General features: G+C 46.6%; 23 protein-coding genes. 7 read left to right on the forward strand and 16 right to left on the reverse strand.

Going from position 1 to position 23,894, the window contains the following annotated elements; all coding sequences use genetic code 11:
- The first annotated feature begins 46 nt into the window (after positions 1–46).
- The 3 genes from LEP1GSC061_RS11555 to LEP1GSC061_RS11565 all read left to right on the forward strand — a co-directional run bounded on the left by LEP1GSC061_RS11555 (position 47) and on the right by LEP1GSC061_RS11565 (position 3,302).
- Positions 47–454 (forward strand): hypothetical protein, encoded by a 408-nt coding sequence (locus LEP1GSC061_RS11555; RefSeq protein WP_016545455.1) that lies wholly within the window; start codon positions 47–49, stop codon positions 452–454.
- Positions 442–1,872: a UTP--glucose-1-phosphate uridylyltransferase gene (locus tag LEP1GSC061_RS11560; protein ID WP_016545604.1), complete on the forward strand. Its 1,431-nt coding sequence runs from the start codon at positions 442–444 to the stop codon at positions 1,870–1,872. Before LEP1GSC061_RS11555 ends, LEP1GSC061_RS11560 begins: the two co-directional genes overlap by 13 nt.
- 80 nt (positions 1,873–1,952) lie before the next feature.
- Complete coding sequence (locus tag LEP1GSC061_RS11565) at positions 1,953–3,302, forward strand: EAL domain-containing protein (RefSeq protein ID WP_040508642.1); 1,350 nt, start codon at positions 1,953–1,955, stop codon at positions 3,300–3,302.
- On the opposite strand, the gene LEP1GSC061_RS11570 is transcribed toward LEP1GSC061_RS11565, so the two are convergent.
- The 16 genes from LEP1GSC061_RS11570 to LEP1GSC061_RS11645 form a co-directional block, all read right to left on the reverse strand.
- Positions 3,299–3,832, reverse strand: coding sequence for a hypothetical protein (locus LEP1GSC061_RS11570; RefSeq protein ID WP_040508573.1), 534 nt, complete (start codon positions 3,830–3,832; stop codon positions 3,299–3,301). The two genes, LEP1GSC061_RS11565 and LEP1GSC061_RS11570, sit on opposite strands and share 4 nt — an antisense overlap.
- An 89-nt stretch (positions 3,833–3,921) precedes the next feature.
- The gene (locus LEP1GSC061_RS11575; RefSeq protein WP_016545693.1) at positions 3,922–6,336 is read right to left on the reverse strand and encodes a C1 family peptidase; all 2,415 of its coding nucleotides are present in this window, start codon (positions 6,334–6,336) and stop codon (positions 3,922–3,924) included.
- 24 nt (positions 6,337–6,360) lie between these two features.
- Positions 6,361–6,813: an LIC_20196 family exoprotein gene (locus LEP1GSC061_RS11580; RefSeq protein WP_016545653.1), complete on the reverse strand. Its 453-nt coding sequence runs from the start codon at positions 6,811–6,813 to the stop codon at positions 6,361–6,363.
- 137 nt (positions 6,814–6,950) lie between these two features.
- The gene (locus LEP1GSC061_RS11585) at positions 6,951–7,529 is read right to left on the reverse strand and encodes an SCO family protein (RefSeq protein WP_016545573.1); all 579 of its coding nucleotides are present in this window, start codon (positions 7,527–7,529) and stop codon (positions 6,951–6,953) included.
- Positions 7,530–7,734: 205 nt separating this feature from the next.
- Positions 7,735–8,391, reverse strand: a complete 657-nt coding sequence (locus LEP1GSC061_RS11590) for an energy transducer TonB (RefSeq protein ID WP_040508575.1) — start codon at positions 8,389–8,391, stop codon at positions 7,735–7,737.
- A gap of 13 nt (positions 8,392–8,404) precedes the next feature.
- Positions 8,405–8,809: an ExbD/TolR family protein gene (locus LEP1GSC061_RS11595; protein ID WP_016545646.1), complete on the reverse strand. Its 405-nt coding sequence runs from the start codon at positions 8,807–8,809 to the stop codon at positions 8,405–8,407.
- A gap of 10 nt (positions 8,810–8,819) precedes the next feature.
- Positions 8,820–9,437, reverse strand: a complete 618-nt coding sequence (locus tag LEP1GSC061_RS11600) for a MotA/TolQ/ExbB proton channel family protein (protein WP_016545755.1) — start codon at positions 9,435–9,437, stop codon at positions 8,820–8,822.
- 79 nt (positions 9,438–9,516) lie between these two features.
- Entirely contained in the window at positions 9,517–10,014 is a 498-nt protein-coding gene (locus LEP1GSC061_RS11605) for a hypothetical protein (protein ID WP_016545477.1), read from the reverse strand.
- Positions 10,014–12,563, reverse strand: a complete 2,550-nt coding sequence (locus tag LEP1GSC061_RS11610) for a TonB-dependent receptor plug domain-containing protein (RefSeq protein ID WP_016545525.1) — start codon at positions 12,561–12,563, stop codon at positions 10,014–10,016. The genes LEP1GSC061_RS11605 and LEP1GSC061_RS11610 overlap by 1 nt, the downstream gene beginning before the upstream one ends.
- Positions 12,560–12,907, reverse strand: coding sequence for a hypothetical protein (locus LEP1GSC061_RS11615; protein WP_016545741.1), 348 nt, complete (start codon positions 12,905–12,907; stop codon positions 12,560–12,562). The genes LEP1GSC061_RS11610 and LEP1GSC061_RS11615 overlap by 4 nt, the downstream gene beginning before the upstream one ends.
- Positions 12,904–13,305: a hypothetical protein gene (locus tag LEP1GSC061_RS11620; RefSeq protein WP_016545468.1), complete on the reverse strand. Its 402-nt coding sequence runs from the start codon at positions 13,303–13,305 to the stop codon at positions 12,904–12,906. The genes LEP1GSC061_RS11615 and LEP1GSC061_RS11620 overlap by 4 nt, the downstream gene beginning before the upstream one ends.
- 18 nt (positions 13,306–13,323) lie before the next feature.
- Positions 13,324–13,701 (reverse strand): LIC20211 family lipoprotein, encoded by a 378-nt coding sequence (locus tag LEP1GSC061_RS11625; protein WP_040508577.1) that lies wholly within the window; start codon positions 13,699–13,701, stop codon positions 13,324–13,326.
- 245 nt (positions 13,702–13,946) lie between these two features.
- Positions 13,947–14,984: a methylmalonyl Co-A mutase-associated GTPase MeaB gene (meaB, locus tag LEP1GSC061_RS11630; protein WP_016545719.1), complete on the reverse strand. Its 1,038-nt coding sequence runs from the start codon at positions 14,982–14,984 to the stop codon at positions 13,947–13,949.
- Positions 14,985–14,990: 6 nt separating this feature from the next.
- A complete protein-coding gene (scpA, locus tag LEP1GSC061_RS11635) occupies positions 14,991–17,168 on the reverse strand; it encodes a methylmalonyl-CoA mutase (RefSeq protein ID WP_016545765.1) in 2,178 nt (725 codons plus the stop codon).
- Complete coding sequence (locus tag LEP1GSC061_RS11640) at positions 17,165–19,048, reverse strand: methylmalonyl-CoA mutase family protein (protein WP_016545661.1); 1,884 nt, start codon at positions 19,046–19,048, stop codon at positions 17,165–17,167. The genes scpA and LEP1GSC061_RS11640 overlap by 4 nt, the downstream gene beginning before the upstream one ends.
- A 16-nt stretch (positions 19,049–19,064) precedes the next feature.
- Positions 19,065–20,054 (reverse strand): TerC family protein, encoded by a 990-nt coding sequence (locus tag LEP1GSC061_RS11645; RefSeq protein ID WP_016545553.1) that lies wholly within the window; start codon positions 20,052–20,054, stop codon positions 19,065–19,067.
- Positions 20,055–20,157: 103 nt separating this feature from the next.
- Here LEP1GSC061_RS11645 and LEP1GSC061_RS11650 point away from each other — a divergent pair, with 103 nt between their 5' ends.
- From LEP1GSC061_RS11650 to LEP1GSC061_RS11665, 4 genes are all read left to right on the forward strand, one after another.
- The gene (locus LEP1GSC061_RS11650; RefSeq protein ID WP_016545596.1) at positions 20,158–20,787 is read left to right on the forward strand and encodes a lysoplasmalogenase; all 630 of its coding nucleotides are present in this window, start codon (positions 20,158–20,160) and stop codon (positions 20,785–20,787) included.
- Between the two features lie 60 nt (positions 20,788–20,847).
- The gene (locus tag LEP1GSC061_RS11655) at positions 20,848–21,582 is read left to right on the forward strand and encodes a ferritin-like domain-containing protein (RefSeq protein ID WP_016545648.1); all 735 of its coding nucleotides are present in this window, start codon (positions 20,848–20,850) and stop codon (positions 21,580–21,582) included.
- An 88-nt stretch (positions 21,583–21,670) separates the two neighbouring features.
- On the forward strand, positions 21,671–22,816 hold the full coding sequence (locus LEP1GSC061_RS11660; protein WP_016545483.1) for an aminotransferase class V-fold PLP-dependent enzyme: 1,146 nt from the start codon (positions 21,671–21,673) through the stop codon (positions 22,814–22,816).
- A gap of 4 nt (positions 22,817–22,820) precedes the next feature.
- Entirely contained in the window at positions 22,821–23,768 is a 948-nt protein-coding gene (locus LEP1GSC061_RS11665; protein ID WP_016545504.1) for a bile acid:sodium symporter family protein, read from the forward strand.
- Positions 23,769–23,894 lie beyond the last annotated feature (126 nt).

Consider the following 23,894-nt stretch of genomic DNA (forward strand, 5'->3'; position numbering starts at 1 on the left):
GTACTTGAAGAATAGGCGGGCGGTATGCAATTTGTCGGAAGATTCGATGCAAATTCTCGTTCGCTTCCTAATTGCGGTTCTACTTCTATTTTTCGTAACCTTATTGTATTCCGCCGAGGTTCCGAAATATTCCGAAATGGAGAAACACCTTCTTCCTACATGGAATAAGTCGTTTCCCGTTCCCTTCGCTAAAGTATTGCATCGGGATCTTTCGGGCAAAGGCGTTCTTCTGTACCGAAAGTCCTCTAAAAAATCGGTTTATATTTACCATTATTCCGTATTCTTACCGTACTATGCGGAGGAAGGGGAGAAACCCGTTCGCAAGGAAGGCGGAAGGGAAATCAAAGTGAAATTACTGTATGATCCGTCCTCATCCTCGGAGAGATACTCCATAGAATTGGGGGAGATGGACGAAGCTTACGATACAAAAGGGATAATCAGATGGATTCGCTGATCGAAGAATCGGAAAAATTAACTCGGGAAAAAATGCTTCGGGAAGGTTTATCCTCCGAATTCGTATCCGACTTTCTGGAAAAGATCCGGGAAGTGCGTAACGGAGAAACGGGAATCGTGAAATGGGCAGAGGTCGGAGATCTGGATCCTTCTACCGACGAGATTTCCTTGGAAGAGATCGAGAAACTGCAATCGAATAGCCTCGAGTCCTTGAAGAAACTCGTAGTCATCAAATTGAACGGGGGACTCGGAACCAGTATGGGTTTGTCCGGACCCAAGTCGCTGATAGAAATCAAAGACGGGATGTCTTTTCTCGCTATCGTGTCCCGCCAAATCGGTCATCTCAGAAAAAGCCAGGGATTGGAAGTGCCTCTCATTCTGATGGATAGTTTCAATACCCAGGAGCAGAGCCGCAAGGAACTGGAAAGGATCGGCTTTAACCAAAATTATCCTACAAGCTTCCTACAGCATAAGGTCCCCAGACTTCTTGCTAAGGAGCTTAGACCCTTAGAATTGGGCGGAGACAAGCAGGAAGAATGGTGCCCGCCCGGTCACGGTGATATTTGGTTTACCTTATTGGAAACGGGTCTCTTGGATCGGTTATTGCAAAACGGGTACAAGGTAGCTTTCGTTTCCAACGGGGATAATTTGGGTGCGACGGTTCATTCCGGAATTCTCGAATACATGTTGAAAGAAGACCTCCAATTCTGTATGGAGATGACTCCCAAAACTCTGGCTGATAAAAAGGGCGGAGCGATTTTCAGAAGGATCCAGGGCGGAGAAAAAAAGAACCTGCAGCTCTTGGAAACTGCGCAGGTACCTCCGGATCATATGCATGAATTCGAAGGCTTGGGTAAATTTAGAACATTCTCTACCAATAATCTTTGGATCCGTTTGGATTCCTTAAAGGAAAAACTTCTCTCCGGAACCTTCCGCTTATCTTTGATCGTAAATCCTAAGAAGGTAGACGGAAAGGAAGTGCTGCAATTGGAAACAGCGATGGGTTCCGCCATTCAGAATTTTGAAAGGACCAAAGGAATCATAGTGCCTAGAGATAGATTCGCACCGGTTAAGAAATGTGAGGATTATCTGGTTCGTCGTTCCGACGCCTATTCCTTGAATGACGATTTTTCCGTGACTATGTCTAAGGAAAGAAAGGAAGGCGGACTCGGAGAACTTCTTGTAGAGTTGGATGAAAGATATTACAAGAAAGTGGGAGACTTTAGTGCAAGGCTACAAGTGATTCCTTCTTTGGTGCGCTGCACCTCCTTAAAAGTAGAAGGCGATATATTGTTTGATACGAAATTAATGCTGGAAGGAGATGTTACCATAGTGAATCCTTCCCCTACGCAGAAAAAAATATCGGAATTAGGCCAGGATCGAATCTCAAACGAGGTTGTACGTTTCCGCTTTACATAAAACAACAGTCGTTTAAAATCCAGTCCACGGGCTTTGGAGAATTTAAGTCCGTGCCTATGCCGATTAAAGTCGCAAATGAAATGACAGATGCTTCTGACTTAAAACTAAGATCCTTCGATATCGGAGATCTAGAGCAGTTTAAGACGGTATTCATAAATGAAAATCGGGGAAAGCCCATCTTTCTCCTTAGGTTTCAGAATATCTCCACCATCTCTCTGGTAGAGTTTATACAGCTCATCCCTCAAAGGATTGCGGATATCGAACCCTCGCATAGGGAATACTTCCGGTATTATACGTACGGAGATAAGAAAAATCTCCTAATCGGAGTGGCTCCTTTGGATCATTCCGGGTTCGATAACCTGGCGAATTTCGACGCCGCCCTGGGAAAATTTCACGATTACGCGATCCGAACCGGAGCCTTTAACTTCGATTTCGGAATCGGTAGAACACAATGCAATTATATCTCTTATGTGGAAGAAATCTTTAGAGAACTGGATTCTTCTTCTCTTAAAAATCTGAAGGACAATCTGGTTCGTTGGAGTTGGACCTATTTGAATCGGGTCAACGATTACTTCGCTAGCGATCGTCCCGATGCGGTTATCCAACCCATTATCCATTATAATCATAGGGATCATACCTTCTCCATGAAAGGTGGAGAAGTCTTCGTTGGAGGAGAGGCCTACGCTGGCTATGCCGACTTGATCCGTGATATTCCCCACGACCAGGATCTGAATCGAATAGAGCTACTCATCATAGAAAAGCTGATCATGTCCTGCAACGGATCACCCGGACTTTTGAAATTCAATATTTCTCCCCAGACTCTTATCGATACCTTCGATACGGACGAGAAGGTGACCCGTTTTCATGAACTTCTCTTAAAGCAGGATCTGAATCCGCAGAATATACGCATGGAGCTGATCGAGAAGCCTTATGAAGAAGGGGAGGCTACCTTAAAGTCTGTCTGCCGCAGATTCTGGAATTTCGGGATCAGCTTTGCAGCTGACGATTTCGGAGTCAAGAGCCAGAGTCACCAGGTGGTTTTGGATTTGGGAGAAATGATCAAGGAGTTTAAACTGGATCCGATCAGCTTCAAATTCAAGGCGGACCAGGATCTCACCAAATTTTTGGATAACTTGGCGTTCATCGATTATTGCAGAAGGCTCTCCGATAACCGGGAGGCGATCATCACTGCGGAAGCTTTGGAGGATATCGATTCCCTAAACTTCTTAATCACCCACCAGGTCTATTATTTCCAGGCCAATCTATTCTGTAGGAAGATCTGGATCCAGGACTACCAGCAGCAATTTAAGGAAATGCAAAAGCTGCCCGAGAATGCAGTAAACAAGATCCTCAATTCTCCCGAACTGACCCAAAAGCTCAAGGAAACGGGGAATATTTTCCTTCTGGCTAGACAATTGGATTTGTTTTAGTCGGCGTCTTTTTTAGTCTTCGTCTTTAGAAATAAAGCGTGAAAATTCTTAACTAGCCTAATTCCCTCCTCATCCATATTATATGATAAGGACTTGTTCTCACCCCTCGCATAAAGGCTGATATCCTTACAGGCGCCCAGTCTGTCTAAATCTTCTATGGCCAATATCCCCGAAAATCTCTCGTAGATCGTTCTATATCCTTTTTGCGTCGATCTTTCGATCTGCTTTATTGATAATTGTTTTGTATCGCAATACAAGGAAACATTCCGAATGATTAACAACTCTTGACCACTATAAGAATATGAAAGTTTACCTACCATTCCTGAGTCCGGATCCTCTACATAGCTTATACGTAGGGTTGCTATGGCGGTCCGAGGGATATCTTCAATAGAGATTCGAACTGAAACTCCGAACGGATTCGATTGTAGCTTTGCTTCGTTGAAATACTTGTTGGAAAAGGATGCGCCGCAATCGAGTAAAATCAATCCGCATAACCCCGATAGAAGCCAGATGACAAACGGCCGAATCATATTAGAAAGACCTTTCCTATGATCGTTTCGTTTCAGATTGGGTTCTATGTTGAAAAAAAGGGACCGTTAAGGTCCCTTTCGTTTATTACTTACTCTTTCAAGAAGTTCAGAGTGGACTTCTGATTGATGATCGCATTGTCCTTGAGAGTGACTTGCAGAGCGTCGCCTGTATTTTCGATCTCGATCTTGAATTTTCCTTCTTTATCGATGATCGGGCTATTCTCCACGTATTTCCCTTCGAAGATCTTCTGCTTATTGAATTTGACCACGTAGTTTACGTTGTCCTGGCTTTCGATCTCCAGTAATACCTGATTTACTCCTTTGGATCCGTCCCAGGCCATAGCGGTCCAAGGGCCCTTGAATTTCTCGAGGCTAGAATCTCCGCCAAAGGAGCGCATCACTTTCGCAGGTTTGGCCACGGAAACAACCGCTGAAACCGGGGTGGCTCTTTCGCTTTCTCCTCCCAAATCCGTTTTAGCGGTTACGGAGTAGAGATATAAGATCTCTTTATCCGGGACGTCCGCTATGAATTTGTTGGTCTTTTCGTTCGCGGAAGAAAGGAAATCCCAGGAAGAAGAGCCTCTCTTCTTGCGATAAACGTAATATTCATTCGCACCTTTGACTAAATCCCATTGCAAGGAAATCTTCGCGGATTTGGAATCCAAGGAACCTTTCAGATTCGTGGGAGCGGGGAGTTTTGTTCCTCTATGTTTGTTCGGATCTATGAATCCGTAGGCGTAATCGGAGAATGGTCCGGCGACTCCTTCCTTATTGACCGCAGCGACCGCATAGAATGCGTATTGAGCGGGGAGTTTTTCGTCCACGAACTGTTCCTTCTGCTCTTCCGAAACCTTAGCCCAGGCTCCGGCACCGAAAAGACCGGTGGCATTATAACGGTAGACCAAATATTTGGAAGCGCCCGCTACCTTCTGCCATTGTAATTCTATCTTGCTATTATAAAGTCCTTTCGTAGCAACTAAGCCGGCGGGCTTAGAAGGCTTTGCGGCAAGTTTCGCGGTGTAACCGGAGACTGCGTCGGAGGCTTCTCCCACTTTCCCGTTGGAAATTCCTGCGATCGCATAGTATTCGATCGCTCCGTTCTTTGCTGCCTGGTTATCCGAATAAGAATTGATTCTGCTCTTACCCGCAGTCAGGTATTTTTTCTGAGTGGCGTTCCATTTGTAGATAGTGTATTCGCCGACTCCATCGATAGATTCCCAAGTAAGATCTATTTTTGCGGCATTCTGTCCTTGGCTGGCCTTAACGCCTACGACCTTGGGCGGAGCTTTCGCTTCTTCCGTCTTAGCGTATCCGATCACTTCTCCCTCGGATAGATCGGAAGAATCCGCATCGGTTAAAGTAGCGATCTTATAGGCATAAGCGAAGTCCTTCTGCACTCCGTCGTCCGTGAAATTGTTGGATCCCGCGAGTCCGATCTTCGAGAAAGAAGAATCTCCCGGGCCTTTTCTATGGATCTCGTATCCGATCGCGGAAGGAACGCTTTGCCAGGTAAGAAGGACCCGGTCAGAATAGGAACCTTTGGTCGCCGAAATCTCCGTAGGCGCTACCGGTTTGATTTTCTCCGGCGGAACAGGCTTCACATCCGTATTTACCGGAGGATTATCCGTGGTATTCATATCGCTTGCTGTATTGGGACTTACTTCGTCCACCAGAACGAATGCGGACTGACAGACTCTCGTGAACCATCTGTAATCGATGTATCCGTATCCCTGGTCTCCCCAATTCGTACTCCAGGAATTGATGAACTTGAACGCGCCTTTAGAATCGTCGTAGCCTACGATCGCAATCGCATGACCTCCGTAGGTTTTTCCGACTCCATCCTTATAGATCTGTTTTCCTTTCAGATTCATAAAGTTTTCGTAAACAATGATTCCCGCGACAACCGGACGGCCTTGGGCGAGTTGATTCTTGAGTTCGTTCGGGTCTGTCTGACGGACTCGTAGGAATTCCTTAGCCTTATAATTGGCGGCTGTGCTGACCGCAGACTGAGGAGGGCGGCTCAGATAATCGCTTGGATTATAAGGCATGGAGGTCCAGGGAGCCGCTCCCGATTCCACCACAAGACGCATCGCGTCGGAAATCAGGGAGCCGTTATCCCTCCCTCCATTGATTTGATTATAGATAAAAGCGGGGGAGAATATATTGGAGTAGTTCGGATTTCCCGATTGGTCCGACAATTTCCAGCCTCTATTCTTTCTTTCCGTGTATTCTTGGTAGGACTTGGTTGCGTAGGCCGTGGACCATGCGACGCAGGAACTTTGCTGGCCCTGGTCTCCTACTGGAGGCATCATATCCGAAAGATCCACGCTAGAAGGCAGACCTCTATGTGCGATCCGGTTCGGGTTGGCTTCTTTGAGAGAGGAAATGAGTTCCGCAGGTTCCTGCTTCATTCCTAAAGCGGGGACGGTTTGGGAGAATAGCTCGCCTGAAATTAGGGAAAGAGAGCAGATAAAAGGGAGAAGAATGCGAAATTTCGATTTCATTCGATATTACCTTCGTTTAAATTCTTACTTAACTAGGGAGAGGATATTCTCTTCCAATTCTTTGTTGTATTCGCGGAATGCGTAAGGATGGGGTTCATACAATGCAATGACCTCGGATTCCGTTCCTTTGCTATCCTTAACCTTTTTCTTTATTAAAAAAAGAATATAATCTCCTTCTTGCGGTGGCGCTTTCAACCATTTGCCGATCAGCTCAGGAAAGATCAGAAACGCCAGATCGAATTTCTGAGGGAGATCCTTGCCCCCTTTCAGAGGTTTCAGAATCTCGACGGTCGCGGTAACGGAGACGGAATTGGAGGAGATCTTACTCTCCTTCACGTTGGAAAGCCTTGCTAGAGCGATGAAATTCGAGGCTCCTACTTGAGAATCTAGAGACGGGGGAGGAGTGAGAGCCGTTAGAGGGCTAAGGCAGAGGATAAAAAGAAAGGAAACGGCGTAATAAGAGAGGTGACGACGCATCGTTTAGCTCCGGAAATAAATTTTGAACCGCGACTATTAACTCTAATTCGGATCGGTATCCGTTTTCAACGATTTTCCGGAGCAGGGAATTGCCCTAAGAAAGGAAATCTTTTGGATTTTTTTCGGATTTGTAGGAACTATTTTGCCTGTACTAAAAATTCGGGAATTCGGATCGAATCCGGGTTTTCCGCAAATTTCGGAAAGATTCCTCTGATCTTAGGGGATTCATCCACCCAAATCAAAGCCTCGTCGAATTTCAAATTCCCCAATTCGGGAACGATATAGGCTTGGATTCCGAAGGACCTGGCTATCTCGAATGCGGAAGAGGAATTTTTTGGCTTTAGCAATAGGATTCGTTCGCTAATAGAGCCCAATTTTTCTTTCAGGCTATTGTAATCGTCCTTTTCGGGAGCCAGAGTGATGAAAACGAACTGTGCGTTTTTGCGATCGATTTTTCCCATCCAGGAAAGAAATTTCTTTAGGTTTTCCTTCCCTTCCGTTCTCGATTCCAGACTTCCGAAATATACGAAACTCTGTTTACCTTCCAAAACGGATCTCAACGAAATAGGCTTTTCTTTGCCGGATAAAATTAGAGTCTCCTCGGGCACATCCTTTTCCGCTTGGATCATGGGGCTCGAGTTATGAGATATGAGAAAGACTAGGGGGAGAATTCCTATGGTAGTCGCTAAGGCGAATTTCCAACGATTCGATTCCATTATGATTTTAATCCGGTTCTAACTGATGGCGCCTTACTAAACGCTCTATCTATTTAGAACAATGGACGAACGACTTCGAAAAACCGCACTTCTATTCCCGAAAAACCGACCTGGAACAAGAAGGAAACTTGCTTAGAAAAAAGTTATCTCTGGGGGAAATGTGGAAATATATGGGCGGTTTCGGGCGTCCCGATCTTAAGGAAAATCAGTTATCTCTTAGCTCGAAATGGACGGGGACCTTATGGTTCATCTTTGTAGGACGTCCTTTAGCATAACCCGGGCTCCAACGAGCCGCTCTTGCCACTTTCAACGCTGCGTCTTCGAAACCGTATCCTCTGACAGTGGATTTCACCACTTTTGCGTTGATGAGGTTTCCACGTTCGTCCACTTGGACTTCCATGGTGATATCCGCATAAGCGATCCCTTGGGATTTCGCGTTATCCGGAAAGAATTCGTTCAGGTCGAAGTCGATAATGGCTGCCGGAGGCTTATCTCCTAGAAAAGCGAATAGGAATCCGTCCTTATCCGTTCCGTCCCCGCTGAGTTTATTGGGATCGACTTCGTTTTCTTCCGGATCCTTACCGTCCTTGTCCGTTCCTTCCACCCATTCGTCTTTTTCCACTTTAGCGGGAGAATTTTCTCCACCGATGAGTTCGGGAGGAATGTCCTCTATATCCACATCGACATTCATCTCCAATTGTTCCGAGTCTACGACGCCTCTTTCGGTATGCGTAGCGATATAATAGGTGGCGAATGCAAGAAAATGGAATAACATCGATCCGTACAAACAACGTTCCCACAGCGTGAGATTCTTCGCCGTTTGAACGATGCTTGTTTTTATCTTTTCGAGATTCTGGGCCATTTTCGTTCCATTCTCATCGTTTCACGGAAAGCGCGATTCTTGTGACTCCCGCCTTACGGATTTGCCCCATGGTCTCCGCGATTTTTCCGTAAGGAATGGAGGAATCGGCGGATAATGTGAGCCTCATATTAGGTCGTAGCTTCAGGTCTCTCTGCAATTCGGCCTGGAGTTTGCCGATAGTCGTCTCGGTACCTTCTAACATAAGCTTTCCGTCTTTGGTTATGGCCACCTGTACGGATTGAGCCACGTTAGGCTCGGCGGAATCCACTTTAGGAAGATTGATATTGATGGATTCCTTTTTTAGAAAGTTAGCCGTAACCATAAAGATCACTAGAAGCACGAGGATAATATCCACCATCGGCGTGATATTAATGCTGCCGATTTCTTCGCCGTCTCCGGAAGAACTTTGTCCTGCCATCGGGAACTCCTTACTTCTTACGAGCGAGATTCGCTAAAAATTCTTTGGAAAGAATATCCAGATTGGATTGTACGATCTTAAGCTTGCGGGTGAAATAGTTATTCGCCATTACCACAGGGATCGCGATCGCTAAACCCACCGCGGTTGCAAGTAATGCAGTGGAGATCGCTCTCATCACCACTTCCGCTCCGGTATTACCCAAGGTTCCTAACTTGAAGAATGCGTTGATGACTCCGAATACGGTTCCTAAGAGTCCGATAAAGGGTGCGTTGTTTCCTAAGGTGTTTAGAATAGAGAGTCTGGTCTCGAGGGAAACTCTTTCTCCTATGATCTGTCCGTCCAGGAGTTCGCTTAGGCTTTCTTTTCCGCCCTTAGCGTGTTCCGCGGAGAAACCCGCGAATTTGGCGTATACGTTTTCGGGATGGGACGCTTGGAATTTAGCGAGCTCGGATAATTCTCCGTTTCGAACTGTGGATATGATATCGGGGAATACGATTTTGGAATCTTTAATGCTTTTGAAGAAAACGATCGCTCTCTCTATCACCACCGCTATCGCGATGATACTTGCGATTCCCATGACCACGAATATCGATTTTTCACCGAATTCGATGAGACTCTCATAATTCATTCTGACTGTCCTTCCTAATAGCTGTTTTTTTGTTTGATACGATCCGAGTCATTCTGTTTTTGTTCCAGAATTTTCGAACTTAAAACTCGGGTTCGGGAGAATATAATTCTTTGCAATGTCTGATACATGATAAGGTCTCGATACCCGACCTAGAGATAAGGTCCGAACTTTCTCCTTCGCATTGTCCTTCCGCTTCCACTCTGGACCAATAGGACTCGTTGCAGGAAAATATACATTCCTGCATTTTCGCATCGAATTTGGATAATTCTTCCGTTCCCAAAAGTTGGGTGCAATACGTCTCGTAAGAATTCGCCGATCCGCCTGAAAGAATCGGAGCAAGACTATTTTCCTTGATTCCGGAGAGGTCGTTAGTCGAAGAAAGGCAATCCTCGGCTTCCTGAACGGAACTTTTACAGGAACCTTTCGGATCCGCAGAGTTGTTTAGTAAGGATTGTAGGATCAATCCGGAATCGGAACCGGACTTGTCCTCGAATTGAGTACAATCGGATAGAAGGAATACTAGAAGGACCGAAGCCAAACGAGTCGTAGCATGTATGTTTCGGACCGACGCTATCATTAGAATTTTACCTCGATACCGACGTTAAAGAAAGGAATCACCACGCCTCCGGGCAGAGGGATCGTTCCGAACGTCGGACTAGGACTTGGGTTGGTTTTAGAATACGGTTTGGTATTATCGAAGTCTTCTCCGCCAACGTTTTCACGCAGATAGACGTTGATGATTTCCAAGAAAGTATTCACGTATCCCCATTCATAATTGAAAAATCTATCAAATCGTATGTCAAGCCTATGATAGGGTTTCAAGCGTCTGGTGTTGATATAATCCGCCAGGGCAGGGTTATTCGCATACTGGGGCACCCAATAGGTTTGCCCGTTGGCCGGGTTGCTGAATTGTCCCCCATCGTCCCCTACGATCGGAGTGAACGGCCTGCTTGTCAGATAGGACCATCTTGCGCCGAATTGCCATTCTTGGCTCCATCTCCAGCCGAACACCATATTGATCACATGTGTGCGATCATAATCGTATAATGTCTCTTTAGAATTCTTATAAAAGTGTGCGGCAATCTGGGTCTCTTGGGCGCTCAAAGGAGCGGCACCCGGATCCGGGGTGTATATATTATTATTTCGGAATGTTTGGGACCAAGTATAGGTGATCCAGCCGAACCAATGTCTGGTTCCCGGCCGGGAATTTTTTCTGAGGACCAACTCGTAACCTCTGGACCATCCCGTTCCGCTATTCGAATAATTCAGTCTTTTGTTCAGGATATAAGGCTGCGTAACCCGACCGTAAGGATCCGGATTCGTTCCGATCGGATCGGTGATATACGGATCGTCCACGATCAGATTGGAATATTCTTGTTTGAAGAGTTCTCCCTTGATCTGGTAATCTCCGGAGAGAAGCTGCTCGATTCCTCCTCCGTATTTGAATACCTTCTCGAATTCCAAATGGGGGTTTCCGCTGTCCTTATTGAAGCGAGTATCCAACGGGAAGCGGAAGAAATTTCCTCCTCCTCCGAAAATCGTAGTGCCTTTGCCTATCCCGTCGAATTTATAAGATGCCTGTCCTCTAGGACCGAAAGCGCTACTATTTACATAAGGAATATAATCGTAACGCGCGCCCGGCTCGATTTGGAATCCTCCGAACTTGATCTTAGTCGTTAGGTAAGCGTTATAGTACGCTCCCTTTGCGGTGATATTCGTCGGAATACTCGAATATGCGGGGTTTTGCGTATCGTACGGGTTCGGGCTTAGATTGTTCGGATCGTTCTGGATGATATTGGTCCCGCGGGAGAAATAATTCAGCTCCCTATATTCCGTTCCGAATTCCGCACTGAAGTATTTGCTCGGGTCCCAGAACGCATCCTGACGAACTCCGTTATAGGCGCCGCTTGCCCTGTTCTTTCCTTGGATGGAACCGAAGGAAACGTTGAAGTCCGTAAACGGATCGTAACTGATGACGGTGATTCTATTCGAGAATGTATCCACCGGCTTCCATGTATAACGTAGAGCCTGAGTTCTAAATCCTTGTCCTGCGGAGATACTCGCTCCTGCAAATGCCGCAGTCGAGTCGTTCGCAGGATCGTTCTTGTATTTACTTGGAAGATCCGCGGCAAAGTCGTCCTTGGAATAAAAAGAATGGAAGGAGATCTGGTGTCTTTCGTTGAAATTATGTACGAACTTTACCTGAGAATCCACAAAACGAGGCAGACGAAGCCCTTCCGGGAAATCGGCTCCTAACGCGGAACTAAGTCCTTGTACAAAACGATCTAGATAGCCCACACGGGCGGAGGCGATCAGATAACCTTTGCCTCCGAATGTGGGAGCCATATAGCTGATACTACTGGACCATGCGGAAACGATCAGATTCTTCTGAGACTTGTCCACTTTATCCACGGTATCGATATGAATTACACCGCCTAAGGCGTTATTGAAATTCGCGGGGAAAACGCCAGTATACACGTCTATGGATTTGATCAGGTTCGCATTCACCACTGCGCTCAATCCGTCGAAGTGGAAAGGATATAGAATAGGAAGATCGTCCACCAGATATAAATTCGAGTTCGGGTCCGAACCCCGGATCACGTAATTATTCGCTCCACCCCCGAAGGCCGCCGAAGGTACGACTCCCGGAATCGTTTCCAAAGCTCGCAAGGGCTCTCCGAATGTTCCGGGCATTCTCTTGATCTCTTCGTATTTGATCGTGGTTCTGGAAAGAATGGGTTTCTCCCTATCCGCAGTAACGTTAATGGCTCCTTTTGGAGTTCTAGCGGGAGAAGAACCGATCCCTCCGGAACCGGAGGCGTCGTCCATGTATAAGGTTACCGTCTGCCCGGAGGACTCAACGTTTCCTTTTACGTCCTGCATTTCATCGTTTTTTAATATACGGAACGTATAAAACCCGGGAGCAGGGACCACCGCATCGAAATATCCTTCCGCGTCCGTCTTATACAGTTTCTTGGTCTCGAAGAGTAAAACTTGGGTTTTAGCTTCTCCCTGATTTTTTTGGCGGGAGAATAAGCGAGCCTTGAATGCGACTTCGGCAAATACGTCCACCGGAGACAAAACGACTAAGAAGGCTAATTTGAATAGGATCCGTTTCATCTTCATGGTATTTTCGGGGTGACGAATGCGTCTTTAAAGTTCAGATACCAAGGTATCTCGCCGGTGGGTTTATCGTAATAGATGAGAAGACAGGCCACAGGATAACCTACGAAAGGACATTCCGATTTCGTAATCGCGATGCTGCAAAGATCCAAATTCCTTTTTTGTACGTCTCCGATAGCGACTGGGAACGGCGACGGCAAAGGGTCTCCGCATTTATTCGATAGATATTGTGCCGCGGCATAAATCTGGCTATTAGCGTCTCCTTCCGGAACCGTATCTTCCCTAGTGCATTCCAAGAAGAATAGAAAGAATGCGGGAAGGCCGAATATGAGTAGGGATCTTTTCATTTTTTACCCGCCTCGTTTACCAAGGGAGAACCGATTACAGTCCCTTTGACCTTTAAAACGCTCACGGTTCCCACCGGAAAAAATAGATGAGTCTCCTGCCAGTATTTTACCTTGATAAGACTTTTACCTCCGGGGATCTTCTGTACCGCGTCGCTTAAAGCGTAGTCCATATTCAAAGGATTGGTCAATGGGATGAGTCCGAAGAGGAAGAATACCGAACTCTCACCGCTGGAAGTCCCTAATTCTATATATTCTGTGGATCGGATGATCGTTACAGAATCTATGATTTGCATATCGCGGACCCTTCCTCCGACATCGGTCCGATCGAAGGTTCCGGAACAGGCTTCTCCTAAAAGAGATAAGGATAGAATTAGGAAATAGGTAATATTCCGTTTCATAGTCGGCTCTTACCTGACTTAACGTCCCTTTCTCCTCGGGTCGATTTCTTCTTCGAATTTCACCGCTTCGGCGGAAACATGCAGTCGATTGACTGTGATAAAGGCGACAATGATCTTATCCGTCCAGTATCTCACATTGATGAGTGCGTCTGCATCCTTTTCCCTTTTTAATTCTTCCAAAAGACGATCGATGGGGGGTTCTCCCAATGGGATTCCTATGATGGCGATATCCAAGGTAACCCAGTATTTCATACCTTCTACCGGGGCGAGGACTTTGTATTTTCTGTCCGCAATCGGGATCGTACTCGTCGCCAAGCCGGCGCTAGAAGTCGCGCAGGAGGAGTTGAAAATCAAAAGAGCCGTTAAGATCGTTAGGGCCGAGATACGAGTGGTCATTTTTTCTTCCTTTCTCCGGAACCGACCGAGGTCTAGGCGGGGTGCACACCTAGAAAAAACGGGAACGATTCAAAATGAGGTTCGACTTTTATTATCCGCCATGAGCGTTCGAAAAGACATATTTTCCAAGAAAAAAACTTTCCAAGAGGAGAATGAATAGACCGCGTACTATCGGAAAGTAGTACGCATGTAAGAATATTATATTACAAAACTATGATTCTTTTTGCACTTTTAAGTTTAGGGACTTATTTGCGATCGTGTTTGTATAGATCCACAAGACGACGTGCGGCTTGGTAGGAGCCCGAGGTCCCTTGCATGACGGATTCTTCCGCCTTTCCGAATTCTTCTCCTAACTTGGAATGGAAGTCGTCTAGGAGCATTGTTTGTACGGATTCGTGCAACCAATGCTTGGCTTGCTCCTTTCTTTTCTTATCCAAGTATCCATTCTTCTCGATGGCTTGGATAAAGGATTGGATACCTATCCAGATTTCGGAGATTCCTTCTCCCGTTAAGGCGGAACAGGTTTTAACTTCCGTTTTTACGCCTGATTCATGCGGAGGAAGAAAATGAACCGCAGAGATCGTTTCGGATTTGGCTCGGCTGGCTTTCAATGCGTTGTCGCCGTCCGCTTTTGTGATGGCGATTAGATCCGCCATCTCCATGATTCCTCTTTTGATTCCTTGCAATTCGTCTCCCGCTCCTGCTATGAGAAGAAGTAGGAATAAATCCACCATAGAATACACCGATGTCTCGGATTGTCCCACTCCCACGGTTTCCACAAGAATCGTATCGAAGCCCGCCGCCTCGCAAAGAAAAATAGCCTCTCTAGTTTTACGAGCGACTCCTCCCAAAGAATCTCCGGAAGGAGAAGGACGAATGAACGCTTCGCTTCTTCTGGATAAGGTTTCCATTCTGGTCTTATCGCCTAAGATGGATCCTCTGGATAATTGGGAAGTAGGGTCGATGGTGAGTACTGCGATCTTTCTACCTTGATCGATTAGATGGTTACCGAAGGCTTCTATGAAAGTGCTTTTACCCACTCCCGGAATTCCGGTGATACCGACTCTTACGCTTTTTCCGGAATGAGGGAGACATCTTTCTAGAATCTTTTCCGCAAGTTCTTGGTGAGCAGGGAGTGTGCTTTCTATCAGAGTGATGGCTCTGCTTAAGAGTCCGATATCGCCTTTCAAGATTCCTTGAACGAAGGTTTCCAGATCGGGTAAAACTTTCTTCCCGATCCGGCCTCTTACGAGATTTCCCTCCTGTCCTCGGACCTCGGCCATAAACGATTATCCTTCCACGCTTTTGATCAGCAATTCTAGGATTTCGACTCCTGCCTTGGAGATTTTGGTGCCTGGTCCGAAGATCCCGTTCACACCCGCTTTGTAGAGATAATCGTAATCTTGTTGAGGGATGACTCCTCCCGCGATTACTAGAATGTCTTCTCTGCCTAGTCGCTTCAATTCTTGGATGACCTGAGGAACGAGAGTTTTGTGACCCGCGGCGAGGCTAGAAACTCCTAGGACATGCACATCGTTTTCCACCGCTTGTTTCGCTGCTTCCGCAGGAGTTTGGAAGAGCGGTCCTATATCGACGTCGAATCCCATATCGGCAAAGCTTGTGGAGATTACCTTGGCACCCCGATCGTGACCGTCCTGGCCCATCTTTGCAACCATGATCCTGGGTTGTCTTCCCTCCAGCTTGGCGAATTTTGAAGAAAGCTCTTTAGCCTTCTTGAAATCCGGATCGTCCATAATTTCCTCCGAATAGACTCCTTGGATCATATGAGTCACGGATTTGTATCTGCCGAAAATCTTCTCCATGGCGAAGGAGATTTCTCCCAGAGTGGCTCTTTTCCTTGCCGCATCCACGGCCAGGGCAAGTAAGTTTCCGTTACCTGTTTTCGCGCATTCAGTGATAGCGTCCAGAGCCGCTTCCACCGCTTTGGAGTCCCGGTTTTTTTTCAGCTCTTGAAGCTTACGAATCTGGGATTCACGGACGGCAGTATTATCGATATCTAATATGTCCAAAGGATTTTCTTTGGCGGGGCGATAACGATTCACACCTACGATAACGTCTCGTCCGGAGTCGATTCTGGCCTGCTTTCTTGCAGCTGCCTCTTCGATTCTCATTTTAGGAATTCCGGTTTCAATCGCCTTTGCGATCCCCCCCAGTTTTTCCACTTCTTCTATGAGTTCCCAGGCTCTTTCCGCTAGTTGAGCGGTTAAAGTTTCCACATAATAGGAACCGCCCCAAGGATCCACGACCCTATGGATATTCGTTTCTTCCTGCAGATAGATTTGAGTGTTTCTTGCAATCCTTGCGGAAAAATCCGTGGGAAGGGCGATCGCCTCGTCCAATGCGTTGGTATGCAATGATTGCGTGTGTCCGAGTGCGGCCGCTAAGGCCTCCACGCAGGTTCTTCCTACATTGTTGAAAGGATCCTGTTCCGTAAGACTCCAGCCGGAGGTTTGGCAATGGGTTCTAAGAGCAAGCGACTTGTTATTTTTAGGATGAAAGCCTTTTACAAGTTTTGCCCAGAGAAGTCTTCCCGCTCTCATTTTGGCGATTTCCATAAAATGGTTCATTCCGATCGCCCAAAAGAAGGAAAGACGAGGAGCAAAACTATCCACGTCCATTCCTGCCTTGATACCGGTGCGTAAATATTCCAGACCGTCCGCGAGAGTGTAGGCGAGTTCTATATCCGCTGTCGCTCCCGCTTCCTGCATATGATAGCCGGAGATGGAGATGGAGTTGAACTTCGGCATATGATCCGTAGTGTATTTAAAGATATCCGCGATAATCCTCATGGAAGGTTCGGGCGGATAAATATAAGTATTTCGAACCATGAATTCTTTTAGAATATCGTTTTGGATGGTTCCGGAAAGTTGCTCTGGTTTTACTCCTTGTTCTTCCGCGGCGACGATATAAAAAGCCAGAGTAGGGATGACGGCTCCGTTCATAGTCATGGAGACGGACATTTGGTCCAAAGGAATCTGGTCGAAGAGTATCTTCATATCCAGCACGGAATCGATTGCGACTCCCGCCTTTCCCACGTCTCCTACAACGCGTTCATGATCTGAATCGTATCCTCTGTGCGTAGCCAGATCGAAGGCCACGGAGAGTCCTTTTTGTCCTGCAGCTAAATTCCTACGATAGAATGCGTTGGATTCTTCTGCGGTGGAAAAACCCGCGTACTGTCGGATCGTCCAAGGCTGCTGCACATACATTGTAGAATACGGCCCTCTTAGAAAAGGAGGGATTCCCGCTGCATAATCCAGATGCTCCAGATTCTTGGCGTCCTCCGGAACATAGACAGGCTTTACTGGAATTTTTTCCGGAGTATTCCAAACGGTATCTTCTAATTTAGAAAGTCCTAATTCATCTAGGGCTTCCTTGGTCCAAGCCTCCAGCTTTGCATCGGAGGAGGCAGGGGTTCGGTTCGAGGAGAATATTGGTCGTTTCATCGGATACCCAGCCTTTTTTGAAGATCGGTAAGCGTTTCGAGTAGATTGGATTTCACATGTAGGAACCCGCCGATTCCCGCGGCTTCTAAAGCTGGGACCGTATCCTTAGGATAGCCCGCAACCAAAGCAAGAGGCTTATTCGTTCCCTGGATTTTGGGAAGAATTTTAGTTACCCAGTCGGAAACTTCCTCGTCGGAGCTGCAGAATACGACGACTTGCGGATTCTCTTTAGCGATTCCGGCCAACGCTTCTTCCGCAGATTCATAACTTCCGGGATCGATCGTAGTGAACCCGGCGCAACCTAAGAAGTTCAAGGAGAAGATGGCTCTCGCCTTCTTCATTTTCAGATCTCCTAAGGGAAGAAGAAGCGCTTTAACCGTGGATTTGTTTTTGGATTCCCAATTTTCCGTAAGGATCCGGATCTCTTCGATCGCATCTCCTGCAAAAAATTCCGGAATAGGATTGCATACGATCTCTTCGGAAACGCTCGTTAAAGCCGGAGATTGCAAATTCTTGTTCAGGTCCTTGTTTTGGATTCTGTCCTTGGAATTAGGATATTGGTTGGTGCCTAGAAAGAATTCCTTGCGAGTGGAATAATTTTCTTCCTTCTTCTTTCTGGATTCCCGGATCGAAGCTTGGATTTTTCCTGACTGCAATGCTGCGAGAAAACCTCCATCTTTTTCGATTTCCGAGAATAACTTCCACGCTTGTTCTGTGATCGAATCGGTAATCGTTTCAATATAATAAGAACCGGAAGAAGGATCCGCAACCTTATCCAGATAGGATTCGTGCTTGAGAAGTAACTGCACGTTTCTTGCGATTCTGAGAGAGAAGGAATCCGCAGGTTGCAATAGATGATCGAAAGGCAGAACCTGAATGATCTCCGCTCCTCCGATGGCAGCCGAAATCGCTTCGGTAGTTCCTCTCAGAATATTATTATGAAGATCGTAAATCCCGTAATTGTATCTGGCCGTTTCCGCGGAAAGGAAGGGAAGACTCTTCTCTCCTTTTTCGGAAGAATATGCGGAGAAGATTTCCGCCCAAAGAGTACGTGCCGCTCGGAACTTCGCGATTTCCAAAAAGTAATCCGGACCGACGGAGAATTGGAAAATGGTTTGCGAGTTTACGACCTCCGGAGAGAGTCCCAATTCTCCTAAACGGAAGAGATACTCGGAACCCAATGCCAGAGTATAAGCGAGTTCCTGAACGATTGTGGATCCGCTGTCTCTGAATGTGGAAGAATGGACGGTGAGTCCCCGAAAATGCTCCGAAGTCTTGGAAGATTCTTTAAGAATCGGAAGAAGTGTTTCCGGCCCATGTCCTCCGGATTTTCCCTTACGAGCAAGAATCCGGTATGGATCGTAGCCGAGACCTCCTACGAGTTTCTTGTCCTTGGGCAACCAGGAATAAATCTCGGGAGAACGTTCTTCCGCTACGAAATGCAGTGTGATCTCGGCAAGAGGAAGTCCTTGCAATAGAAAGTCCAAATCCTTCTTGCTTGCGACCGGAATCCCTTTCCTGTCGGAAACCGAGTTTGCGATTACGAATCCTAAAGAGGAGACTCCGTTTTGGATGGCTTCTTCGGCTAAGGATTTAGCGGTGGAAAGATCGGTGGCGTCTATGTCTTGGCGAATATTCCAATCGTTTGCAAGTTTACGAGTCGATCGGGAATAAGGAAATTTTCCGGGAAGATTGGAAAGGAGCCATTCCTTTCCTTTTAGGTCTTCTTTTCTGTAGAACGGTCTGACCTTAAAACCTTCTTGGGTTTCCCAGACCAATTTTTTATCGAAATCCGCACCCTTAAGATCCTTTTGGATGAGATTCGTCCAGTCGTCCGTCGGGACCGGAGGAAATTCGGAGAAGAGTTTTTGAGATGCCATTCTACTCTTAATGCCCTTAGGCTCCTTTTTTAGTTTTGAGATAATGAGGTATCGAAGCTAGGATCGAAAGCGCCAAGGCCGCTACGATCACGATGAGGGAAATTTCGATGGAGACATGGATTACTTTTCCGAATACGTATCCGGAGAATGCCGGCAATAACAGCTTTACTCCCACGAATGCCAAAAGAAGGGCCACGCCTTTTTTCAGATAAATGAAAAGTTCCATCACTCCTCCCAACAGGAAGAATAGGGACCTCAGCCCCAAGATGGCGAATACGTTCGAAGTATAGATGATGAAACTATCCTGGGTGATGGAGAAGATCGCCGGAATGGAATCCACAGCGAAAAGAATATCGCTGAATTCCACCACGATCAAAATCAGGAAGGTGGTAGTGAAGACCGATTTGCCGTGTTCCTTCACCAAGAATTTCTCCGGGTGGTGTACACTCGTCATCGGTAGTATTTTTTTGGCGTATTGAACGAGTTTCATATCGTTCGGATCGAATTCCTCTTCTTCGCTGTGAAAGAACATCTTCCAAGCGGAATAAAGAAGAAGGAAACCGAAGAAGTAAAGGATCCACTCGAAACGGGAAACGAGCTCCGCTCCGGAGAAAATCATCAAGGCTCGGAAGAGAAGAGCTCCGATGATCCCCCATTTTAGGATCAGGGGTTGATACTGGGATTGGATCCGGAACTTGGAAAAGATCATGATGAACACGAAAAGATTATCCACGGAAAGGGAATACTCCAGTAGATAACCGGCCAGAAATTCCAGAGTCTTTTGTTTTGCGAGCCCGGGGTTTGCCGGATCCTCGTGAAAGATATAGATCAGGAGAGCGAAACTGAAAGCGAGAGTCACCCAGAACAGAGTCCAATATCCGGATTCTCTTAAGGAGAGTTTGTGCGCTCTTTTATTCAGAACGAAGAGGTCTAAGTAGATCAAAAGGCCTACCACGACGGAAAAAATCAGAAAAAGTGTAGAATCTTTTTGGCTAAACGAGATCATCGCAGCTTCCGAGACCCAAACCGGGTCTTAGGAAGACAGGTTCTGCGTTTCGACCAGGAAGACAATCCCAAATCCGCAGGAACCAATAGATTAGGAGCTTTGGATGATTTATATTCTCTTTCCGGTTTTGAGCATTTTCCATCTGGTGGTGCTGTATCTTTGGCCGGACGTTTTCTTGCTCCGTTTGCTCTCTAAAATCGCGCCGATTGTGTATCTGATTTTTGGCAGCGTTTGGGACGGGAAATGGAAAAACAATGTAGGGATCTGGTTTGGGATCGGTTTGATTTTCTCGTTGGGTGGAGATACCATTCTCGCTTTTCCCGCGGAATACTTCGTTTTCGGACTCGGAAGTTTCCTCGTCGCTCAGGTGGCTTACTCCGTTAGTTTCTCTATCGGAAATCCGGTGCATTTTTTGCGCCTACTTCCCTATGCGATTTTCGGAGCCGCATATTATTCCTGGATTCTTCCCGGAATCTCCACGGGCCTCATCGTTCCTGTAGGAGTTTACGTCTCCGCGATATGCGTGATGGGATGGAGGTCCGCTTCCAGAGAAGTTTCGGGAAGAGATTTGATTTTAGGTATCGCGGGAGCCTTTAGCTTCATCGTCTCCGATTCATTGATCGCTCTAGGTCAATTCACTCCGTACAAACTTCCTCTGCACGGGATATGTATTATGGGAACGTATTACCTGGCGCAATTTCTCATCTATCTTTCTCAGGAAGAAGAGGAATAGAAAAAATATTATTGAATCGGCACGGAAAACCTCTAGAATTGTCGCGACCGGAGTTGCAGAATGACTATTAAACCGTTGAAAGAAACCACATTCTTGGAAGCCATCGCCGCGGCCATCCAACATGAAAAGGATTACTTCGAATTCTATATGAATACGTACGAAAAACTCCCTCCGGGTCGCACTCGGGAGTTATTCGAAAAATTGGCGGAAGAAGTAGACGAACATATAAAATTCATTCAGGAAATCTACGAGAGTGCGGAAGGTGCGGAGCTTCCGAACCTGAAACAATTGGCTGCGATCCATAAATTTCACCAGAGTACGATCCAAAAAATCATGCACAAGGTGGAGAGAACGATCATCGGTACCGCATCCAAAGACGCTCACGAGGCTTTGGAGTTGGCGATCCGGGAAGCGGAAAATGCAGTAGCATTCTACGAGAAGTTGTCCACCAAGTTCGATGATCCGAATATCAAGTCCTTGTTCACTAAATTGATGGAGTACAATAATAACTATCAATCTTTGTTAGAGGCGGAATTGAATTCCTTCGATCAAACTTCTTCGGGGAGAGGGGCCTTCTTCTGGGATGAGCAAGCGGAAGAAGTGGCTAAGGCGGTACAGGCGCCAAGTAAAACCAAGGCGGCCAAAAGTCTGAAGCCCGGTCCTTCTTCTAAAAAACCCGCTCCTAAGAAAGCGGTCAAGAAGGCTGCGCCTAAGAAAAAAGCAGTAGCAAAAAAGAAGACCGTCGCTAAGAAACCTGCGCCCAAGAAAAAGGCCGCGGCTAAGAAGAAAAGATAGAACTAAAAAGACCGGGAAAGCTTCGTTTCCCGGTTGAAAATCAAAAAATAGGTTTTCTCGTCTCCTGGCGGATCCAAGTTGGACCCGTATGAAAACGAATTCCAGTCCCGATTGGACAAAGATCCAGAATCTATACCCGGTAAACCGGGAAATGATTTGGCTGAACAATTGCGGAACGACTCCCAGCAATACGGATACCGTACACGCGGTAACCGAATATCTAAAAGGATATTCCACCCACGGGGGACTCACTGAGGTGAGGCGCTATCCCAGTGTGAAAAAAGTGGTTCGTAAGATTCTTTCGGAACTGTTAGAATGCGATCCCGAGGAACTTTCTCTTATCCACCATACCAACGAAGGAATCGGTTTCATATCATTGGGTCTCAAACTCCAACCTGGGGACAAGATCCTTCTACTCGAGAACGAATATCCTTCCAATATTTATCCTTGGGAGCATTGGAAAGAAAAGGGTGTGAATCTATCTTTCGTGCCCATGTCCGAGACTCCGGAAGGCTTTTTGGATAATTTAAAAGCCCAGATCACCCCCGACGTAAAAGTAGTCAGCCTTTCCGCCGTGCATTGGTGTACCGGTATGCCGTTTCCCTTGGAAGAAATCGGATCTCTGCTAAAAGAAAAAGGGATCCAGTTCGTTCTGGACGGAGCCCAGGGAGTGGGACTTCTTCCCATCCATCCCAGAAAAATGGGTATTTCCTATATGGCATTTCCCGCTTGGAAATGGCTTTTGGGTCCTCTGGGACTCGGTGTTCTCTATGTGGCGAAGGAAAAATTAGAAGAATTGAATTTTCCTTTTAAGGGAACCGGTTCGGTCGTGAACGATGAAGTTTACCTACCTTATAGAGAAGAATTGAAAGGCACGGATAGATACGAGATCTCCACGGTGAATTTTATCGACTGGGTCTATTTTCAATCCACTTTAGAGATGCTCCACAAGATAGGTTTCCATAATAGCATGGAAAGAATCTATGAACTAGCGGATTATCTCTCCGATAAGCTCAGGGAAGCTGGCTGGAAATTGGCCTCCGACCATTTTCCGGATTTCAAGACCGGGATCGTAGTCGCCGAAAAAGAAGGTCTTTCCATGGAAAACGTGGTCTCCGACTTAAAGAAGAATGGCGTGATGTGCGCTCTAAGATTGGGAAGAGTGCGCTTTTCTCCTCATATTTATATCGCAAAAGAGCAATTGGACCGGGTCGTAGATCTGGTTTCGAGGTAAGCCTTTGGGCAAAATCCTAGAGAAGGCAGCCTTATTCTTTCCTTTTTGGGTGCTTCTTGCCGTAGCCTTCAGTTGGGTATTTCCGGGAGCGCTGACTTGGTTCAAGGGCCCTTGGATCACCTATAGTTTAGGGCTTACCATGCTCGGAATGGGGATCAGTCTGAAGCCTGAGGACTTTACCCGGGTTTTCCAGGCACCGAAACCGATTTTGATCGGAGTGATCGGTCAATATACCATCATGCCTTTGACTGGTTGGGCGCTTGCCACATTCTTCCGATTGCCGGAGCCCTTGGCCATAGGAATCATCGTCGTTTCCTGTTGCCCGGGAGGAGTTGCGTCCAATGTGATCTCATTTCTCGCGAGAGGAGACCTCGCGCTTTCCGTGACCATGACGGCGATTTCCACCGTTCTTTCCGTGGTCCTAACCCCCACTTTGACTTTGTTTCTCGCGGGAAATAGCGTGGGGGCAAACGCCTTAGGACTGTTTTTGGATACGGTTCAGGTGGTGATTCTTCCGGTAATCTTAGGAATTTTATTAAATCGTTATGCTCCTAAATTCTCCGAAGGGATCCAAAAAGTTTCTCCTTTGGTGGCGGTGATTTTAATCGCGCTTATAGTTGCCTCCATTCTAGGGGCCGGAAAGGAAAGCGTGATTCGTTCCGGACCTTATTTGGTATTTTGCGTTTTTCTACTCCATCTTTCCGGTTACTTTTTCGGATACTGGGCGGCTTTTTTCGGAACCCGTTCCTTTACCGTGGCCCGTACCGTTTCCATAGAGGTCGGCATGCAGAATAGCGGGCTCGGAGCGGTATTATCTCGGAATAATTTCTCGGACCCTTTAGTCGCCATTCCTTCTGCGATTTCCAGTTTGATGCATTCTCTGATTGGGAGCGTTTTAGCCGGTTTTTGGAGAAAATCCGTTCCAGTCGAGACCGAGAGCCGGGAAAAATAGGAAATCCGAACAGCGATCTTCCTTGCTTTTTCGAACTCTCTTTTTTTTATAGCATATGCGAGCCCTAGGATGGTATGGGGAGGGGGCAGAACTGCCTTATTTTTCTCCAAATCGCTCTTAGGCTAA

Origin of the sequence: Leptospira wolffii serovar Khorat str. Khorat-H2 (assembly GCF_000306115.2) — a bacterium.
GTDB classification, from domain to species: Bacteria; Spirochaetota; Leptospiria; order Leptospirales; family Leptospiraceae; genus Leptospira_B; species Leptospira_B wolffii.

Excerpts from the sequence above, each read along its gene's own strand:
- LEP1GSC061_RS11615 (WP_016545741.1), bottom strand. The coding sequence starts at position 12,907 with ATGAAAAGATCCCTACTCATATTCGGCCTTCCCGCATTCTTTCTATTC.
- LEP1GSC061_RS11655 (WP_016545648.1), top strand. The coding sequence starts at position 20,848 with ATGACTATTAAACCGTTGAAAGAAACCACATTCTTGGAAGCCATCGCC.
- meaB (WP_016545719.1), bottom strand. The coding sequence starts at position 14,984 with ATGGCCGAGGTCCGAGGACAGGAGGGAAATCTCGTAAGAGGCCGGATC.
- LEP1GSC061_RS11645 (WP_016545553.1), bottom strand. The coding sequence starts at position 20,054 with ATGATCTCGTTTAGCCAAAAAGATTCTACACTTTTTCTGATTTTTTCC.
- LEP1GSC061_RS11625 (WP_040508577.1), bottom strand. The coding sequence starts at position 13,701 with ATGACCACTCGTATCTCGGCCCTAACGATCTTAACGGCTCTTTTGATT.
- LEP1GSC061_RS11570 (WP_040508573.1), bottom strand. The coding sequence starts at position 3,832 with ATGATTCGGCCGTTTGTCATCTGGCTTCTATCGGGGTTATGCGGATTG.
- LEP1GSC061_RS11610 (WP_016545525.1), bottom strand. The coding sequence starts at position 12,563 with ATGAAGATGAAACGGATCCTATTCAAATTAGCCTTCTTAGTCGTTTTG.
- LEP1GSC061_RS11590 (WP_040508575.1), bottom strand. The coding sequence starts at position 8,391 with ATGGCCCAGAATCTCGAAAAGATAAAAACAAGCATCGTTCAAACGGCG.
- LEP1GSC061_RS11585 (WP_016545573.1), bottom strand. The coding sequence starts at position 7,529 with ATGGAATCGAATCGTTGGAAATTCGCCTTAGCGACTACCATAGGAATT.
- LEP1GSC061_RS11580 (WP_016545653.1), bottom strand. The coding sequence starts at position 6,813 with ATGCGTCGTCACCTCTCTTATTACGCCGTTTCCTTTCTTTTTATCCTC.
- LEP1GSC061_RS11600 (WP_016545755.1), bottom strand. The coding sequence starts at position 9,437 with ATGAATTATGAGAGTCTCATCGAATTCGGTGAAAAATCGATATTCGTG.
- LEP1GSC061_RS11620 (WP_016545468.1), bottom strand. The coding sequence starts at position 13,305 with ATGAAACGGAATATTACCTATTTCCTAATTCTATCCTTATCTCTTTTA.
- LEP1GSC061_RS11575 (WP_016545693.1), bottom strand. The coding sequence starts at position 6,336 with ATGAAATCGAAATTTCGCATTCTTCTCCCTTTTATCTGCTCTCTTTCC.
- LEP1GSC061_RS11560 (WP_016545604.1), top strand. The coding sequence starts at position 442 with ATGGATTCGCTGATCGAAGAATCGGAAAAATTAACTCGGGAAAAAATG.
- LEP1GSC061_RS11650 (WP_016545596.1), top strand. The coding sequence starts at position 20,158 with ATGATTTATATTCTCTTTCCGGTTTTGAGCATTTTCCATCTGGTGGTG.
- scpA (WP_016545765.1), bottom strand. The coding sequence starts at position 17,168 with ATGAAACGACCAATATTCTCCTCGAACCGAACCCCTGCCTCCTCCGAT.
- LEP1GSC061_RS11605 (WP_016545477.1), bottom strand. The coding sequence starts at position 10,014 with ATGATAGCGTCGGTCCGAAACATACATGCTACGACTCGTTTGGCTTCG.
- LEP1GSC061_RS11565 (WP_040508642.1), top strand. The coding sequence starts at position 1,953 with ATGACAGATGCTTCTGACTTAAAACTAAGATCCTTCGATATCGGAGAT.
- LEP1GSC061_RS11595 (WP_016545646.1), bottom strand. The coding sequence starts at position 8,809 with ATGGCAGGACAAAGTTCTTCCGGAGACGGCGAAGAAATCGGCAGCATT.
- LEP1GSC061_RS11555 (WP_016545455.1), top strand. The coding sequence starts at position 47 with ATGCAAATTCTCGTTCGCTTCCTAATTGCGGTTCTACTTCTATTTTTC.
- LEP1GSC061_RS11640 (WP_016545661.1), bottom strand. The coding sequence starts at position 19,048 with ATGGCATCTCAAAAACTCTTCTCCGAATTTCCTCCGGTCCCGACGGAC.
- LEP1GSC061_RS11660 (WP_016545483.1), top strand. The coding sequence starts at position 21,671 with ATGAAAACGAATTCCAGTCCCGATTGGACAAAGATCCAGAATCTATAC.